Consider the following 16,242-nt stretch of genomic DNA (forward strand, 5'->3'; position numbering starts at 1 on the left):
CCCCCAGCACTCCAGGCCAAAAATGAGGTTCCCAGGTGAAAAAGATCGCGCTGTTCGCCGATGTGCAGAACCTCTACTACACCGTACGCCAGGCCCACGGCTGCCACTTCAACTACACCGCCCTGTGGGCTGATGTCAGCCGCGAAGGCCAGATCGTCGAGGCCGTGGCCTATGCCATCGACCGTGGCGACAGCAAACAGCAGCAGTTCCAGCAGATCTTGCGCAACCTCGGTTTCGATGTGCGCCTCAAACCGTTCATCCAGCGCAGCGATGGCTCGGCCAAAGGCGACTGGGATGTGGGCATTACCCTGGATGTGATCGACGCGGCCAGCCGGGTCGACCAAGTGGTGCTGGCCTCCGGCGACGGTGATTTCGACCTGCTGCTGGAACGGGTAATCCAGCGCCATGGCACCGAAGCGGTGGTGTATGGCGTACCGGGGCTGACGGCGTTGTCACTGATCCGTGCTGCCACCCGCTACGTGCCCATCGAAGGCGCGCTGTTGCTCAAACACTAAGGTCTTTTCATGGAACGTATCGCTGTCATCGACTTTGAAACCACCGGCATTTCCCCCGGTACCGGCTGCCGTGCCACCGAGGTGGCGGTGGTAATGCTCGAGGGTGGGCGCATTGTCGAGCGCTACCAGAGCCTGATGAACGCTGGCGTGCCGGTGCCGGCCTTCGTCGCAGGGCTGACCGGCATTACCACCGCCATGCTGCGCAGTGCGCCGCCGGTGGAGAAAGTGATGAACGAGGTGGCCGAGTTCGTCGGCGGCACCCCATTGTTGGCGCACAACGCTGCTTTCGACCAGAAGTTCTGGGACTACGAGCTGGGCCGTATTGGCCGCAGCCGCAGCCAGCCCTTCGCGTGTTCCCTGTTGCTGTCACGGCGCCTGCTGCCCGCCGCGCCGAACCACAAGCTGGGCACTTTGACACGCTGGGCTGGGTTGCCGGACACGGGGACTGCGCACCGGGCCATGGCCGATGCCGAAATGGCCGCCAACCTGCTGCAGCATCTGGCGGGTGTGTTGCGCCAGGACCACGGGGTTCAGCAACTGTCGCACGAGCTGCTTTGCCGGCTGCAGAAAACCCCGGCTGCGAAGCTGCGCGAAGCGCTGGCCAAGTACTGCAGGGATTAGCCAGTGAACGTCTGGGGGAGTGTCGCCTACGTCGAATGCACCAGAATTGTGCCGCTCATTTGAACCCGTTCTGTAACGTCCCTTCACCCAGGCAGGCCGTTAAACTGAGGCACCCGTAAACGGATTTCGAGTTTCCCCCATGCCTGCCTCCCGTCGTTTCCCGCTGCTGCTGATTGGCGCCTTCCTGGCCCTGTATCTGGTCTGGGGTTCCACTTACCTGTTCATTCGTATCGGCGTTGAGAGCTGGCCTCCGATGCTCATGGCCCGTGTGCGCTTCCTGATCGCCGGTGGCCTGCTGTACGGCTTCCTGCGTTGGCGCGGCGTGCCGGCACCTACCTGGCCGCAATGGCGGGCGGCAGGAGCGATCGGTTTCTTGTTGCTCAGCTGTGGCAACGGCGGGGTGACCGTGGCCGAGCATGCCGGCGTGGCTTCGGGCGTGGCGGCTTTGGCGGTGGCGACGGTGCCGCTGTTCACCTTGCTGTTCGGCCTGTTGTTCGGGCACCGCAATTCGAAGCTGGAGTGGGCGGGGATAGCCCTTGGGCTGGTGGGCATCGGCCTGCTGAACCTGGGCTCCAACCTGCAGGCAAGCCCGATAGGTGCGGCGCTGATCATCTTCGCGGCAGCGTCCTGGGCGTTCGGCTCGGTGTGGAGCAAGACCTTGCCGCTGCCCCAGGGGCCGATGGCCAGCGCAGCGGAAATGCTGGTCGGGGGGGCGGTGCTGTTGCTGGGCAGTGTGCTATCGGGCGAACGCATGACACAGCTGCCGACCGCCGCTGGCTGGGGGGCGCTGGCCTACCTGGTGTTCTTCGGTTCGATCCTGGCGTTCAGTGCCTACATGTACCTGCTCAAGCACGTGCGCCCGGCAGCGGCCACCAGCTACGCTTACGTCAACCCGGCGGTGGCGGTGCTGCTGGGGATCGTCTTTGCCGGTGAGCAGATTGGCGCGGAAGAGTGTGTGGCGATGGCAGTGATCATCGGCGCGGTGGTGCTGATCGGCTTGCCGCAGTGGCGCAAGGCACCTGAACCAGTGCCACCGTTGAAAGGTGAAATCTGCAAGTAGGCAGGGACGATGCGGTAAACTTGCCGCCTTCGCTGAACCCCCTGACGGTATTGCCATGAATTTCGCCAAACTCGGCCTGATCGAACCGCTGCTGCGTACGCTGCAGCAACTGGACTACACCACCCCGACCCCGGTGCAGGCCAAAGCCATCCCCGCCGTGCTGGCCGGCCGCGACCTGATGGCCGCAGCCCAGACCGGTACCGGCAAGACTGCAGGCTTTGCCCTGCCTGTGCTGCAGCGCCTGGCGCTGGAGGGCGAGAAGGTGGCCAGCAACTCGATCCGCGCCTTGGTGCTGGTACCCACTCGCGAGCTGGCCGAGCAGGTGCACAACAACGTGCGCGAATACGCCGAGAACCTGCCGCTGAGTACCTACGCGGTGTATGGCGGGGTCAGTATCAACCCACAGATGATGCGCCTGCGCCGGGGTGTCGACCTGCTGGTGGCTACCCCCGGCCGCTTGCTCGACCTGTTCCGGCAGAACGCCGTGAAGTTCAACCAGGTGCAGACCCTGGTGCTGGATGAAGCCGACCGCATGCTTGACCTGGGCTTTGCCGAAGAGCTGCAGTCGGTGTATGCGGCACTGCCGCGCAAGCGCCAGACGCTGCTGTTTTCCGCCACCTTCTCCGATCAGATTCGCATGCTGGCGGGGCTGGCGCTGAATGACCCGCTCAGTATCGAAGTGAGCCCGCGCAACGCCACGGCCGCCAGCGTCAAGCAGTGGCTGGTGCCTGTGGACAAGAAGCGTAAGGCCGACCTGTTCTGCCACCTGCTGCGCAAGCAGCGCTGGAAGCAGGTGCTGGTGTTCGCCAAGACCCGCAATGGCGTCGATCAGCTGGTGGAGCGCTTGCTGGCCGAAGGCGTGAATGCCGACGGCATCCACGGTGACCGCCCACAGGCAACCCGCCAGCGTGCGCTGGACAGCTTCAAGGCCCGTGAGGTGCAAGTGCTGGTGGCGACCGATGTGGCGGCCCGTGGCCTGGATATCGATGACTTGCCGCTGGTCGTCAACCTCGACCTGCCGATCGTTGCCGAAGACTACGTGCACCGCATCGGGCGTACCGGGCGGGCGGGCAACAAGGGCGAGGCGATTTCGCTGGTGTGTGCGGATGAAGTGCAACTGCTGGCGGCTATCGAGGTGCTGACCCGGCAGACCCTGCCGCGTCACGAAGAGCCAGATTTCATCCCCGAGCACCGGGTGCCGATGACCGATGCCAGTGGGCAGGTTATCAAGAAACCGAAGAAGCCCAAGAAGCCGAAAGAAAACAGCGCCAAGCGCGGGCTGGGGCGCTGGATGGACAGCACTGAAGCCGGCAGTGCGGAACCGGCGGTGAAGGCTGTGCGCAAGGTGCCGAGCTTCAATGGTGGGCCGCGCAAGCGCAAGCCTTGAGGTTTTGGGGCCGCTTTGCGGCCCTTTCGCGACGCAAGGCCGCTCCCACATGGGCTGCACAATCTGGATTGACGCAGTACTGTGGAAGCCGCCCCGGCAAGCTGTCAGGAAGCCCGCACCCAATCTGCCGCTGCCCGCCCGGCGCGCAAGCCGCTGGCAAAGCACGCCGTGAGCAGATACCCCCCGGTCGGCGCCTCCCAGTCCAGCATCTCGCCGGCACAGAACACCCCCGGCATGCCCTTGACCATCAACCCCTCATCCAGGCCCTCGAAGCGGACCCCGCCGGCACTGCTGATCGCTTCATCCAGCGGCCGCGTGCGTACCAGGGTGATGGGCAATGCCTTGATGGCCCGGGCCAGAGCATCAACGTCGGCAAAGGTCGCCTGATCGGTCAGTTCGCGCAGCAGTGCCGCCTTGACCCCATCAATCCCCAGCTGGCTGTGCAGGTGCTTGGCCATGGAGCGTGAACCGCGCGGTTTGGCCAGTGCCTGGGCAATCTTGTCCACAGGCTTGTCCGGCAGCAGGTCGAGCAACAGTACCCCGCGGCCTTCACGGTGGATGGCCTCGCGTACCGGTGCCGACCAGGCATACACCAGGCTGCCTTCCACACCTTGGGCGGTGAGGATGAACTCGCCTTTGCGCGGTGGGCTGCCCGGGACGCTGAGGGCGATGTTCTTCAGCGGTGCGCCCGCGAACTTGTCCTTGAGCAGCGCGCTCCAGCCCTCTACTTCAAAACCGCAGTTGCTCGGCTGCAGGGGCGAGATATCCACAGCCCGTTCTGCCAGCAGCGGTTGCCAGCTGCCGTCAGAACCCAAGCGCGCCCAGCTGGCGCCACCCAGCGCCAGCACCACGACCGAGGCTTTCACCTGCCGTTCGCCCTGTGGATAAGCAATTCGCAAGCTGCCATCGGTGTTCCAGCCCAACCAGCGATGGCGGGTGTGGATAACTACCCCGTTGTCGCGCAGGCGCTTGAGCCAGGCACGCAGCAACGGTGCGGCTTTCATGTCGGTGGGGAACACCCGGCCTGAGGTGCCGACGAAGGTTTCGATGCCCAAACCATGAATCCACTGGCGCAATGCGTCCGCATCGAAGTCGCGTAGCAGGGCCTCGATTTCGCCCTGGCGTTCGGCATAGCGTGCCACGAACGCCGGGTAGGGCTCGGAATGAGTGATGTTCATGCCCCCGACACCCGCCAGCAGGAACTTGCGGCCCACTGAAGGCATGGCATCGAACACCTCGACCGCCAGGCCTGCCTTGGCCAGTGCTTCGGCCGCCATCAGGCCGGCGGGGCCGCCACCGATGACGACAGCGGGGGGAGGGGATGCGGGGGTCAGATCGGGCATGGTGGGCAGCAGGCTGTGGAAAAGAGGCGCATTCTACCGCAGCGCTGCCCTTGGAAGCACTGGTCAAAAAATAGCCAGTGTCATGCAGGCCTTGCCAGTAAAGGGCTACAGCGCCTTTCGCGCAGGTTATCCACAAGCGGTTCCACAGTCATTGTGAACAACCTATGACACGTGCCGCGCTGTGGTGAAGGATGCCGTGGCGTCTGGCCAAGGCTGTGCGGTCCTTGCTGTAGCCTCCGCCGATCACGCCCATCACCGGGATATCGCGGCCCAGGCAGTGGCGCAGCACGGCTTCGTCACGGGCGGCAACGCCTGCGTCGGTCAGCTGCAGGTAGCCCAGGGCATCGTCCTTGTGCACGTCGACACCGGCGTCATACAGCACCAGGTCGGGTTGATAAAGCGGCAGCAGGTAGTTGAGGGCGTCGTCCACCACCTTCAGGTAGGCAGTGTCGCCCATGCCTCGGGGGAGGGGGATGTCCCAGTCGCTTTGTGCCTTGCGGGCGGGGAAGTTCTGCTCGCAGTGCAGCGACACGGTAATGGCCTCGGGCGTGTCGTGCAGGATGCGCGCGGTGCCGTCACCCTGGTGCACATCGCAGTCGAAGATCAGCACCCGGTGTACCCGGCCTGCTTCCAGCAGGTAGCGGCTGATGACCGCCAGGTCGTTGAAAATGCAGAAGCCGGCGGGGTGGTCGTAATGGGCGTGGTGGGTGCCACCGGCGAGGTGGCAGGCGATGCCGTGCTGCAGCGCCATCTCGGCGGTCAGCAGTGAGCCACCGACAGCGCGCACGGTACGCCGGGCCAGGGCCTCGCTCCAGGGCAGGCCGAGGCGGCGCTGGTCCTCGCGCGACAGCTCGCCGTTCATGTAGCGCTCAATGTAGCTGTGGTCATGGGCCAGGGCGAGGATGTCGTTGGGGCAGATGTCCGGGCGCAGCAGGGCCTGGTCGGTGGTCAGCCCGCTGCCGACCAGGTGGTCGTGCAGCAGGCGGAACTTGTCCATCGGGAAGCGGTGTTCAGCGGGGAACTCCGGGCTGTAATCTTCGTGGTAGATCAGCGGCAACGGCATGGATGGGGTCGCAATCAGGGCCAGTGCTGATCTTGCCATGACGGGTGACTGCAATGGGAGTACCTGTTTCTTGCGCCGGTACCGCTCCCACAGAGATGGCGTTTATGTTTGAGGGCTATTTTTCTGTGCTGGCCAATACGCGTTGCCAGTCAGGTTCGTTCAGTCGCCCGAGGATACGTGCCTTGCCATTGCCATCCACCGATACGAACAGGGCGCTGGCATAGTTGCTTTGACGTTCGCCGCCAGCAACGTGCTGCTGGCGGGCAAAGTGGTCGATGCAGCCGTTGTGAGTCACCAGCACCAGGTTGTGGCCCGCGCGTTTGTGTGCAAGCGCTTCGTTGGCGAACTGGCTGTCGCAGCTTTCGAGCCAGTCCTCGCTGGCCACCGCCTGACCCAGTATGAAGTGCGCGGTTTGCCGGGTGCGCAGTTTAGGGCTGGTGAGCAAGTCGGCGCTGTTCAGGCCCAGCCGTTGCAGCCCTTGGCCAACGCGGGCAGCGGCCTGGCTACCGCTCAGGGTGATCCCCGTGGGGTCTTCCAGGCAGGGGCCGGGGGCGCTGTCGCAGCGTTCGGCGTGGCGGATCATCACCATCACCGCACCGTCGGCCCAGTCCTGCAGCAGGCCGCTGTCACTCAGTTGTTGCTCGTTGCCAAGGTCCACGATATGCGTCCTCGTCGCCAGCCAGGTGGTCAACGCCGCCACGACCATGCACAGGCCCAGGGCGGTTCCGACGGCTTTGCGAGTCAGGCGTCGCTTGCGCCGGGCATGAATGGCGGGGTGCCCCAGGGTGTTGCTCGATAGCATGCGTTGCTCCGTTGGCAGTACCGCGGCTGGCGCGGTGGTGGATGGCGGCATCCTGCCAAGCGGCCTGTCGGGGGCCAGTGAAGGGCGTGTGAAAATTGCATTTGGCGGCTGCCGGCTGGGTGAAACCCGCGCCCGCGCCTACGCTGTAAACTGCAAGGCGGTAAACCGGAGCAGGCCCGATGACCCCCATCCTCGAACTGGAAAGCGCACGGCTGGTGCTGCGCCAATGGCATGACGATGACTTGCGCGAGTTCGCCGCGCTGTGCGCCGACCCACAGGTAATGCGCTACTTTCCGGCGCCGCTGACGCGCGTTGAGGCGGCTGCGTTGATCGGCCGCGTGCGTGGGCATTTCAATGAGTACGGTTTTGGTTTGTGGGCCCTGGAGCGCAAGGACAGTGGCGCGTTCATCGGCATGACCGGGTTGCTCAATGTCAACTTCGACGCGCCTTTTGCCCCGGCGGTGGAGATCGGCTGGCGTCTGGCACGCCGTCACTGGGGCCTGGGCTTTGCCAGCGAAGCGGCGTGGACCTGCCTGCGTTGTGCCTTTGCCCAGTTGCGCCTGGAAGAGGTCGTGTCGTTCACCAGCGAATGCAACCTGCCGTCGCAGAAGGTGATGCAAGCCATCGGCATGCAGCAGGACCTGCAAGGCAGCTTCGAGCACCCCCGCCTGCCCATCGGCCACCCGCTGCGCCCGCATGTGCTGTACCGGATCGATCGCGCGCACTGGGAGCGCACCCTGCGCGCCTGAATGCACAGCCATGCCCGGTGCGAATGACAAACGCTGTATCATTTGCCTACTTGGAAGGCGCTTGCCCGTAACACGTTCAGCGCCTGTGAAATCGAGCGCCGCTCGGGCGGCGCATCGCGAGCTAGGCTCGCTCCTACGGAGAACCGCCGATGAGTCATGTGTTGGACGACCTGGTCGACCTGTTGAGCCTCGAATCCATCGAGGAGAACCTGTTCCGTGGACGTAGCCAGGACCTTGGCTTCCGCCAGCTTTACGGTGGCCAAGTGCTGGGCCAGTCGTTGTCGGCTGCCAGTCAGACGGTCGAGGACGCGCGCCATGTGCATTCGTTGCACGGCTACTTCCTGCGCCCGGGCGATGCCAGCCTTCCAGTGGTGTACTCGGTAGACCGCGTGCGCGATGGCGGCAGCTTCAGTACACGGCGTGTGACGGCGATCCAGAAGGGCCAGACCATCTTCACCTGCAGTGCGTCGTTCCAGTACGACGAGGAAGGCTTCGAGCACCAGGCGCAGATGCCTGACGTGGTCGGCCCGGAAAACCTGCCTACCGAAGTCGAACTGGCCCGTGCCATGGCCGACCAGTTGCCCGAGCGCATCCGCGACAAGGTGCTGTGCGCCAAGCCGATCGAGATCCGCCCGGTCACCGAGCGCGACCCGTTCAACCCCAAGCCGGGCGACCCGGTGAAATACGCCTGGTTCCGCGCCGACGGCAACCTGCCTGACGTGCCTGCCCTGCACAAGTACATGCTGGCCTACGCCTCGGACTTCGGCCTGCTGACCACGGCGTTGCTGCCCCATGGCAAATCGGTGTGGCAGCGCGACATGCAGATCGCCAGCCTCGACCATTCGCTGTGGTTTCACGGCAACCTGCGCGCCGACCAGTGGCTCCTGTACGCCACCGATAGCCCCTGGGCCGGCAATTCCCGTGGTTTCTGCCGCGGCAGCATTTTCAACCAGGCCGGGCAACTGGTGGCATCGTCGAGCCAGGAAGGCCTGATTCGCCATCGCAAGGACTGGGCATGAGCCTGGGCGAGGTGCGCAACTGGGTGTTCGACATGGACGGCACCCTGACCGTGGCCGTGCACGACTTCGCCGCCATTCGGGTGGCGCTGGACATCCCGGCCGAACACGACATCCTCACCCACCTGGCGGCCTTGCCGGCAGAGGAAGCGGCGGCCAAGCATGCCTGGTTGCTGGAGCACGAAAGGGACCTGGCAACGGCCTCCACGGCGGCCACCGGGGCGGTGGAACTGGTGCGCGAGTTGGCCGGGCGCGGGTGCCGGCTGGGTATTCTGACCCGCAATGCGCGTGAGCTGGCGCATGTAACGCTGGAGGCCATCGGCCTGGCGGACTGCTTCCCGGTGGAACACATTCTCGGGCGTGACGAGGCTGCGCCCAAGCCGAGCCCGGATGGGCTGCTGAAGATTGCCAGCGCCTGGGGCGTGACGCCGAGCGAACTGGTGATGGTGGGGGATTACCGCTTTGACCTGGACTGCGGGCGGGCGGCGGGGGCGCGCACGGTGCTGGTGAACCTGCCGGACAACCCCTGGCCAGAGCTGGTGGATTGGCATGCAGCGGATTGCCGGGCGCTGAAGGTGATGCTGGGCTGACGCTTGTGTTGGCAATGCGGGCCTCTTCGCGGGCATGCCCGCTCCCACAGGTATTGCGCAAGTCTCGGGTCCTTTGGTGCCCCTGTGGGAGAGCTGGTGGATTGGCATGCGGCGGATTGCCGAGCGTTGAAGGTGATGCTGGGCTGACGCTTGTGTTGGCAATGCGGGCCTCTTCGCGGGCATGCCCGCTCCCACAGGTATTTGCGCAAGTCTCGGGTCCTGTAGTGCCCTGTGGGAGCGGGCGTGCCCGCGAAAGGGCCGGATCTGTCTATGCTGAACCCCATTCTTTGCTCTGATACGGAGACCCACCCATGAGCAGCAAAGCCATCTACGTACAACCCGGCGGCGGCTACGACAAGGTCGAGGTCGGCACCTGCGAGGCCCAGGCCCCCCAGGCCGGCGAGATTACCGTGCGCCTGCACGCCAGTTCCCTCAACTACCACGATTTTGCCGTGGTCAGCGGCATGTGGGGCCCAAGCGAGCGACGCATCCCCATGGCCGATGGCGCCGGCGAGGTGGTTGCGGTTGGGGCTGGCGTCACTGAGTTCCAGGTCGGCGACAATGTGGTCAGCACCTTCTTCCCCGACTGGCTCGATGGCCAGGCCAATGTCGAGGGCTTTGCCCGGGTGCCCGGCGACGGCATCGATGGCTACGCCCGTGAACAGGTGACTGCCCGCGCCACCGCCTTCACCCTGGCACCCCAGGGTTTCAGCCATGCCGAGGCTGCCACCCTGACCACCGCCGGCCTTACCGCCTGGCGCGCGCTGATGAGCGATGATCACCTCAAGCCCGGCGACACGGTGCTGGTGCAGGGTACTGGCGGTGTTTCGATTTTCGCCCTGCAGTTCGCCAAGCTGGCGGGTGCGACCGTGATCGCCACCTCGTCCAGCGATGCCAAGCTGGAGCGCCTGAAGGCCCTGGGTGCCGACCACCTGATCAACTACAAGAGCACCCCGGCCTGGGGTGAGAAGGTGCGCGAGCTGACTGGCAACCGCGGTGTCGATCATGTGATTGAAGTGGGCGGCCCGGCCACGCTGGAGCAGTCGATGATTGCCGCGCGCATTGGCGGGCATGTTTCACTGATCGGCATCCTTACCGGGGTGGCCGGGCAGTTGCCGCTGGTGCAGGCGCTGGTGCGGCAGATTCGGCTGCAAGGGGTGCTGGTTGGCAGCCGAGCGCAGCAGCAGGCGATGGTGCGGGCGATCGATGCCAACGGCCTGCGGCCGGTGGTGGACAAGCATTTCGAACTGGAGCAGATCGTCGAGGCGTTCCGTTACCAGGAGAGCAACCGGCATTTCGGCAAGATCTGCCTGACTTGGTGAAGTGAGGGCAGGGTAGCTGGATGTAACGGCCACCCTGTACGCCAATATACTCGTGTTGCACTGCCTGACAGTCAGTCCGGCAATAGCCGGTCGCGGCTGTTGGACAGGTGCAGGCATATCGCCGCCCGTGCCGCATCCGGGTCTTGTCGGCGGATGGCATTGAGGATTGCCTCATGCTCCAGGTTGGCCAGGTACGCTTGCCGCGCCAGCTTGGCCCCCGCGCGCTCGGCCAGGGCCATGCGGTTGCGCGGTATCAGGCCGTTACCCAGTTGCAGCAGCATCTCGGTGAAATACAGATTGCCGGTGGCCTCGGCAATCAGCAGGTGAAAGCGCCGGTCGGCTTCGATGCAGCTGTCGCCGGCAGCGGCCAGGTCCTGATAGTCATCCAGCGCCTGGCGCATGCGCGCCAGTTGCCCCTCGTCACGACGCAGTGCGGCCAGCGCGGCAGCCTGGCCCTCAAGGCCAATACGCAGTTCCAGCAGATCGCGCACATTCGCCGCGCTCTCCGCCGCAACGCGCAGGCCGGCCTGGGCCTGGCGCTCCATCACGAACGTACCGATCCCGTGGCGCGGCTCCACCAGCCCAGAGGCCTGCAGCTTCGACAAGGCTTCGCGAACCACCGTGCGGCTGACCCCGTGCTCGCGCACCAAGGTGTTTTCCGAAGGCAGTTTGTCGCCTGGTTTGAAGGTGCCCAGCAGAATCTGCTGGGTCAGGCTGGAAACCAGGTCATGGGCACGGCTATGGCCGCGCTTGCGCGCGTGTTCGGGTTCCATATGTGATCCGCTTCTTGATTTGCTTGTACGACAAGTTAATCGATAGAAAAATTTTTAACCGATTTTTCGCGCATCCAATTCAGCATGTAATTGATCTGTTTTTGCACGTTCGGATCAAATTAGCATTGTGACAGCTTGTATTTTGCTATTTTGCCGACGTTAATGATCTTGTCGTACAACTTCGCTGCGAATAAGCTCCTCCCCACTGCCATGTCAGACAACCCGACCCGCACAAAAACAATTAGTGGGAGATCCGCAAGTGAACGACACCCTCGCTCCGTCTGCCCGGCATGAAGGCTACGCGTTGGCCAGTGCCGTGGCCAAGGTCAAGCGCCACGTCCTGCCGCTGTTCGTCATCATGTTCATCGTCAACTACCTCGACCGCGTCAACATTGGCTTCGTCCGCCCGCACCTGGAAAGCGACCTGGGCATCAGCGCTGCGGCCTTTGGCTTTGGTGCCGGGCTGTTCTTCATCGGTTACGCGCTGTTCGAAGTACCTTCGAACATGCTGCTGCAAAAGGTCGGTGCCCGGCTGTGGCTGACCCGTATCATGTTCACCTGGGGGCTGGTGGCCACGGCCATGGCCTTCGTGCAGAACGAAACCCAGTTCTACGTGCTGCGTTTTCTGCTCGGTGTTGCCGAAGCAGGCTTCTTTCCGGGAGTGATCTACTACTTCACCCGCTGGCTGCCGGCGGCAGAGCGCGGCAAGGCGATTGCCATCTTCCTCAGTGGCTCGGCGCTGGCTTCGTTGATTTCCGGGCCGCTGGCCGGGGCGTTGATGCAGATCCAGGGCCTGGGCCTGCATGGCTGGCAGTGGATGCTGTTCATTGAAGGCATGGCCTCGGTGGCGCTGTGCTTCTTTGTGTTCTTCTGGCTCGACTCGAAGCCGCAGGACGCCAAGTGGCTGAGCAAGGCCGAGCAGGACGCGCTGGTCGCCACCATCGACCGCGAGCAGCAAGCGCGTGAGGCCATCGGTGCGGTCAGGCCGTCGGCCTGGAGCCTGCTCAAGGACCGCCAGATCGTGCTGTTCTGCCTGATCTACTTCTGTATCCAGCTGACCATCTACGCTGCGACCTTCTGGCTGCCTAGCATCATCAAGCGTATGGGCGACCTCAGTGACATGCAGGTCGGCTTCTTCAACTCGATCCCTTGGTTGATCTCGATCCTGGCCATGTACGCCTTCGCCGCCGGTTCCGCTCGCTGGAAGTTCCAGCAGGCCTGGGTGGCGGGCGCCCTGCTGGTCGCTGCCACGGGCATGTTCATGTCCACCACGGGTGGGCCGGTGTTCGCCTTCGTCGCCGTGTGCTTCGCCGCGATCGGCTTCAAGTCAGCGTCTTCACTGTTCTGGCCAATCCCCCAGGGCTACCTGGACGCCCGCATCGCTGCGGCGGTGATTGCCCTGATCAACTCGGTCGGCAACCTCGGCGGTTTCGTTGCCCCCACCACCTTCGGCTTGCTGGAGCAGCAGACTGGCTCGATCCAGGGCGGGCTGTACGGCCTGGCGGTGACCTCGGTGCTGGCGGCGATTGCCATCTTCTTCGTACGCATTCGCCCCAAGGGCGTCCCTTCCGATGACCTCAAGGCCCCTTCGGCCCTGGGCCAGACCCACTGATGACTGCGAGACAACCCTCATGAATATGCAGACCCTTCACACCAGTACCCCGGTGGTCACCGACCTGCGCGTGGTCCCCGTGGCCGGCCATGACAGCATGCTGCTCAACCTCAGTGGCGCCCATGGCCCGTACTTCACCCGCAATGTCGTGGTGCTGCGCGACAGCGCCGGCAATACCGGCCTGGGCGAAGTGCCCGGCGGCGAGAAGATTCGCCAGACCCTGCAGGACGCCCGCAGCCTGGTGGTCGGCCAGCCGATCGGCCATTACCAGCGTGTGCTCAATGCCATGCGCCAGACCTTCGCCAACCGCGACTCGGCGGGCCGCGGCCTGCAGACCTTCGACCTGCGCATTACCGTACATGCGGTAACGGCCATCGAGTCGGCGTTGCTCGACCTGCTCGGCCAGCACCTGAACGTGCCGATGGCGGCGCTGCTGGGCGAGGGCCAGCAACGCGATGCGGTGAAGATGCTCGGCTATCTGTTCTACATCGGCGACCGTCAGCAGACCGACCTGGCCTACCGCAACGAAGCCGACAGCGATGATGACTGGTTCCGCCTGCGCCATGAAAAGGCCCTGACCCCGGAAGCAGTGGTGCGGCTGGCCGAGGCCGCCAAGGCGCGCTATGGCTTCAGCGACTTCAAGCTCAAGGGCGGCGTGCTGCGCGGTGAAGAAGAGATGGAGGCTGTGACAGCACTGGCCGAACGCTTCCCCGAAGCGCGCATTACGCTCGACCCCAATGGCGCGTGGTCGCTGAAGGAGGCCATCGCCCTGTGCCGTGACAAGCACGATGTGCTGGCCTACGCCGAAGACCCGTGCGGCGCCGAAAACGGTTACTCGGGCCGCGAGGTGATGGCCGAGTTCCGCCGCGCCACCGGCCTGCCCACCGCGACCAACATGATTGCCACCGACTGGCGGCAGATGGGCCATGCCATTCAGTTGCAGTCGGTGGACATTCCGCTGGCCGACCCGCACTTCTGGACCTTGCAGGGTTCGGTACGGGTGGCGCAGATGTGCAACGACTGGGGGCTGACCTGGGGTTCTCATTCCAATAACCACTTCGACATTTCGCTGGCGATGTTCACCCAGGTGGCGGCTGCGGCGCCGGGTGAAATCACGGCGATCGACACCCACTGGATCTGGCAGGATGGCCAGCGCCTGACCCGTGAGCCGCTGCGCATTGTCGACGGGCATGTGCGAGTGCCGGCACGGCCGGGTTTGGGCATGGAACTGGATGAAGACCAGCTGGCCAAGGCCCATGAGTGCTACCGCAACATGGGGCTGGGTGCGCGCGATGACAGCGTGGCGATGCAGTTCCTGATCCCGGGTTGGAGCTTCGATAACAAACGGCCCTGCCTGGTGCGTTGAGGCTGCTGGCCTCTTCGCGGGCAAGCCCGCTCCTACATCAACCGGTGGTGTCGCTACGCACCCTTGTAGGAGCGGGTTCACCTGCGAATAGGCCAGACCTGCCGGCCAATCCCCCCAGTCATTCACCGCCGCCACCGCATCCACCAATCGGTACCGTCGCCACCTACCCTTGTAGGAGCGGGTTCACCCGCGAATAGGCCGGACCTGCCGGCCAATCCCCCCCAGTCATTCACCACCGCCACCGCATCCACCAATCGGTACCGTCGCCACGCACCATCGTAGGAGCGGGTTCACCCGCGAAAGGGCTGGCACAGGCAACACACATTCAAATGAAAAACAAAAGCTCCATTTGGGCCTGTGGCGCGATCGGATATGCCATTCGCGACATCTGGCGTTGATGGAAATGCCCTGTCGTGATCGAACAGTTCCGTGGCGTTCTCGTGTAATTCCCCACAGCCATGCGGGGATTAAATGAACCCCGAACCGCACTGACACCTTGCTCTGTGACGCGTGCCAAATATCAACAACAGCGCGCGAACAACGTGTCGACTTATTGATTTCAAAGGAGATATTTTTCGCCTACGCCTGCCCGTCCTTCCTTGTGTCAGCAAAAAGAGAACAACATCAATGAACACCGTGGGATCTGATGGCAACCTTGCACAAGGTTTCAAGCCACGTCACGTAACGATGCTGTCCATCGCCGGCATCATCGGCGCCGGACTTTTCGTAGGCTCTGGCCACGCCATCGCGGCAGCCGGGCCAGCAACCATAATTTCCTATTTCGTGGCCGGGACCTTGGTGGTACTGGTCATGCGCATGCTCGGCGAAATGGCCGTGGCACACCCCGACACCGGATCGTTTTCCACCTATGCCGACCAGGCCATTGGCCGCTGGGCCGGCTATACCATCGGCTGGTTGTACTGGTGGTTCTGGGTACTGGTCATTCCTATCGAAGCATTGGCCGCCGGGCATGTGCTGAACGCCTGGTTCCCGCAGGTGGACAGCTGGATCTTCGCCCTGGCTTCGGTGTTGCTGCTGGCCGGTACCAACCTGTTCAGCGTGGCCAAGTACGGCGAGTTCGAGTTCTGGTTCGCCATCCTCAAGGTCACCGCCATCCTGGGCTTCATCGGCCTGGGCTTCGCCGCGCTGATGGGCTGGCTACCCAACCGCGAGGTCAGTGGGCTGAGCGGGCTGATGGCCGAGTACGGCGGCTTTGCACCGAAAGGCTGGTCGGCAGTGGTGGGTGCGTTCATCACCGTGATGTTCAGCTTCATCGGTACCGAGGCAGTGACCATTGCCGCATCCGAGTCCAGCGACCCGTCGCGCAACATCGCCAAGGCCACCCGCTCGGTGATCTGGCGTATCAGCACCTTCTACATCCTGTCGATCTTCGTGATCATTTCGGTGGTGCCGTGGAACGACCCGCAACTGGCAGTGGTAGGTTCGTACCAGCGTGCGCTGGAAATCATGAACATCCCCAACGCGGCATTCATGGTCGACCTGGTGGTTCTGGTAGCCGTTACCAGCTGCATGAACTCGTCGATCTACATCGCTTCGCGGATGATGTTTTCGCTGGCCAAGCGCGGTGACGCCCCGGCCTTCCTCAACAAGACCTCCAAGGTCGGTGTACCGCGTGCTGCAGTATTCGGCAGCACCCTGATCGGTGCGGCCATCGCGGTCCTCAACTACTTCGCACCGAAGGGTGTGTTCGAGTTCCTGCTGGCCAGCTCCGGCGCCATCGCCCTGTTGGTGTACATGGTTATCGCCATCTCGCAGCTGCGCATGCGCCGCCGACTGGAGCGCGAGAACACCGAACTGAAGTTCCGCATGTGGCTGTTCCCGTACCTGACCTGGGCGGTGATCATCTTCATTGCCGGGGCGCTGGCGGTGATGATGTACACGCCTGAGCATCGGGCGGAAGTGAGCTCGACATTGGGCCTGGCGATCGTGATTTCCTTCCTGGGGATCGTGACGTCGAGGGGCCATGCGCAACCGGTGGCAGCGCGATCGATGGGGTGATTCA

15 protein-coding genes are annotated in these 16,242 nt (G+C 63.9%); 11 read left to right on the top strand and 4 right to left on the bottom strand.

The annotated features are described in order from the left end of the window. Positions 1 to 35: 35 nt before the first annotated feature. The 4 genes from V7787_RS21030 (at position 36) to V7787_RS21045 (ending at position 3,583) form a co-directional block, all read left to right on the top strand. Positions 36 to 515, top strand: coding sequence for a LabA-like NYN domain-containing protein (locus V7787_RS21030; protein WP_004576858.1), 480 nt, complete (start codon positions 36 to 38; stop codon positions 513 to 515). Positions 516 to 524: 9 nt separating this feature from the next. Further along, positions 525 to 1,136: a 3'-5' exonuclease gene (locus V7787_RS21035; protein ID WP_020192908.1), complete on the top strand. Its 612-nt coding sequence runs from the start codon at positions 525 to 527 to the stop codon at positions 1,134 to 1,136. Between the two features lie 139 nt (positions 1,137 to 1,275). Continuing rightward, a complete protein-coding gene (yedA, locus tag V7787_RS21040; protein ID WP_336089506.1) occupies positions 1,276 to 2,196 on the top strand; it encodes a drug/metabolite exporter YedA in 921 nt (306 codons plus the stop codon). Between the two features lie 55 nt (positions 2,197 to 2,251). Then, positions 2,252 to 3,583 (top strand): DEAD/DEAH box helicase, encoded by a 1,332-nt coding sequence (locus V7787_RS21045; RefSeq protein WP_104887013.1) that lies wholly within the window; start codon positions 2,252 to 2,254, stop codon positions 3,581 to 3,583. Between the two features lie 104 nt (positions 3,584 to 3,687). Here V7787_RS21045 and V7787_RS21050 read toward each other — a convergent pair whose 3' ends face one another. The 3 genes from V7787_RS21050 to V7787_RS21060 all read right to left on the bottom strand — a co-directional run bounded on the left by V7787_RS21050 (position 3,688) and on the right by V7787_RS21060 (position 6,791). Then, positions 3,688 to 4,926 (bottom strand): TIGR03862 family flavoprotein, encoded by a 1,239-nt coding sequence (locus V7787_RS21050; RefSeq protein ID WP_104887014.1) that lies wholly within the window; start codon positions 4,924 to 4,926, stop codon positions 3,688 to 3,690. A gap of 148 nt (positions 4,927 to 5,074) precedes the next feature. After that, positions 5,075 to 5,989: a histone deacetylase family protein gene (locus tag V7787_RS21055; protein ID WP_064491237.1), complete on the bottom strand. Its 915-nt coding sequence runs from the start codon at positions 5,987 to 5,989 to the stop codon at positions 5,075 to 5,077. A gap of 115 nt (positions 5,990 to 6,104) precedes the next feature. Next, positions 6,105 to 6,791, bottom strand: a complete 687-nt coding sequence (locus V7787_RS21060; protein ID WP_064491236.1) for a hypothetical protein — start codon at positions 6,789 to 6,791, stop codon at positions 6,105 to 6,107. A 179-nt stretch (positions 6,792 to 6,970) separates the two neighbouring features. Between V7787_RS21060 and V7787_RS21065 the strand changes: the two genes are divergently transcribed. The 4 genes from V7787_RS21065 to V7787_RS21080 all read left to right on the top strand — a co-directional run bounded on the left by V7787_RS21065 (position 6,971) and on the right by V7787_RS21080 (position 10,468). Then, on the top strand, positions 6,971 to 7,540 hold the full coding sequence (locus tag V7787_RS21065; protein WP_019438917.1) for a GNAT family N-acetyltransferase: 570 nt from the start codon (positions 6,971 to 6,973) through the stop codon (positions 7,538 to 7,540). Between the two features lie 149 nt (positions 7,541 to 7,689). Continuing rightward, complete coding sequence (tesB, locus tag V7787_RS21070; RefSeq protein WP_014859384.1) at positions 7,690 to 8,559, top strand: acyl-CoA thioesterase II; 870 nt, start codon at positions 7,690 to 7,692, stop codon at positions 8,557 to 8,559. Beyond that, complete coding sequence (locus tag V7787_RS21075) at positions 8,556 to 9,146, top strand: HAD family hydrolase (protein ID WP_003249853.1); 591 nt, start codon at positions 8,556 to 8,558, stop codon at positions 9,144 to 9,146. Before tesB ends, V7787_RS21075 begins: the two co-directional genes overlap by 4 nt. Before the next feature lie 311 nt (positions 9,147 to 9,457). Then, a complete protein-coding gene (locus tag V7787_RS21080; protein WP_010955388.1) occupies positions 9,458 to 10,468 on the top strand; it encodes a zinc-dependent alcohol dehydrogenase family protein in 1,011 nt (336 codons plus the stop codon). A gap of 71 nt (positions 10,469 to 10,539) precedes the next feature. Here the strand turns inward: V7787_RS21080 and V7787_RS21085 are convergent, their stop codons facing one another. Next, positions 10,540 to 11,241 carry a FadR/GntR family transcriptional regulator gene (locus tag V7787_RS21085; protein WP_336089509.1) on the bottom strand — a complete coding sequence of 234 codons (702 nt, stop codon included), beginning with the start codon at positions 11,239 to 11,241 and terminating at the stop codon, positions 10,540 to 10,542. 259 nt (positions 11,242 to 11,500) lie between these two features. Between V7787_RS21085 and V7787_RS21090 the strand changes: the two genes are divergently transcribed. The 3 genes from V7787_RS21090 (at position 11,501) to V7787_RS21100 (ending at position 16,238) form a co-directional block, all read left to right on the top strand. Next, positions 11,501 to 12,853 carry an MFS transporter gene (locus tag V7787_RS21090; protein ID WP_198747842.1) on the top strand — a complete coding sequence of 451 codons (1,353 nt, stop codon included), beginning with the start codon at positions 11,501 to 11,503 and terminating at the stop codon, positions 12,851 to 12,853. A gap of 19 nt (positions 12,854 to 12,872) precedes the next feature. Next, positions 12,873 to 14,219 carry a glucarate dehydratase gene (gene gudD, locus V7787_RS21095; protein WP_336089510.1) on the top strand — a complete coding sequence of 449 codons (1,347 nt, stop codon included), beginning with the start codon at positions 12,873 to 12,875 and terminating at the stop codon, positions 14,217 to 14,219. A 627-nt stretch (positions 14,220 to 14,846) separates the two neighbouring features. After that, positions 14,847 to 16,238 (top strand): amino acid permease, encoded by a 1,392-nt coding sequence (locus V7787_RS21100; protein ID WP_003249863.1) that lies wholly within the window; start codon positions 14,847 to 14,849, stop codon positions 16,236 to 16,238. The last annotated feature ends 4 nt before the right edge of the window (positions 16,239 to 16,242 follow it).

The sequence above is a fragment of the Pseudomonas sp. CGJS7 genome (assembly GCF_036961695.1).

Coding starts and splice junctions, on each gene's coding strand:
- V7787_RS21035 (WP_020192908.1), top strand. CDS start 525: ATGGAACGTATCGCTGTCATCGACTTTGAAACCACCGGCATTTCCCCC.
- yedA (WP_336089506.1), top strand. CDS start 1,276: ATGCCTGCCTCCCGTCGTTTCCCGCTGCTGCTGATTGGCGCCTTCCTG.
- V7787_RS21045 (WP_104887013.1), top strand. CDS start 2,252: ATGAATTTCGCCAAACTCGGCCTGATCGAACCGCTGCTGCGTACGCTG.
- V7787_RS21050 (WP_104887014.1), bottom strand. CDS start 4,926: ATGCCCGATCTGACCCCCGCATCCCCTCCCCCCGCTGTCGTCATCGGT.
- V7787_RS21055 (WP_064491237.1), bottom strand. CDS start 5,989: ATGCCGTTGCCGCTGATCTACCACGAAGATTACAGCCCGGAGTTCCCC.
- V7787_RS21060 (WP_064491236.1), bottom strand. CDS start 6,791: ATGCTATCGAGCAACACCCTGGGGCACCCCGCCATTCATGCCCGGCGC.
- V7787_RS21065 (WP_019438917.1), top strand. CDS start 6,971: ATGACCCCCATCCTCGAACTGGAAAGCGCACGGCTGGTGCTGCGCCAA.
- tesB (WP_014859384.1), top strand. CDS start 7,690: ATGAGTCATGTGTTGGACGACCTGGTCGACCTGTTGAGCCTCGAATCC.
- V7787_RS21075 (WP_003249853.1), top strand. CDS start 8,556: ATGAGCCTGGGCGAGGTGCGCAACTGGGTGTTCGACATGGACGGCACC.
- V7787_RS21080 (WP_010955388.1), top strand. CDS start 9,458: ATGAGCAGCAAAGCCATCTACGTACAACCCGGCGGCGGCTACGACAAG.
- V7787_RS21085 (WP_336089509.1), bottom strand. CDS start 11,241: ATGGAACCCGAACACGCGCGCAAGCGCGGCCATAGCCGTGCCCATGAC.
- gudD (WP_336089510.1), top strand. CDS start 12,873: ATGAATATGCAGACCCTTCACACCAGTACCCCGGTGGTCACCGACCTG.
- V7787_RS21100 (WP_003249863.1), top strand. CDS start 14,847: ATGAACACCGTGGGATCTGATGGCAACCTTGCACAAGGTTTCAAGCCA.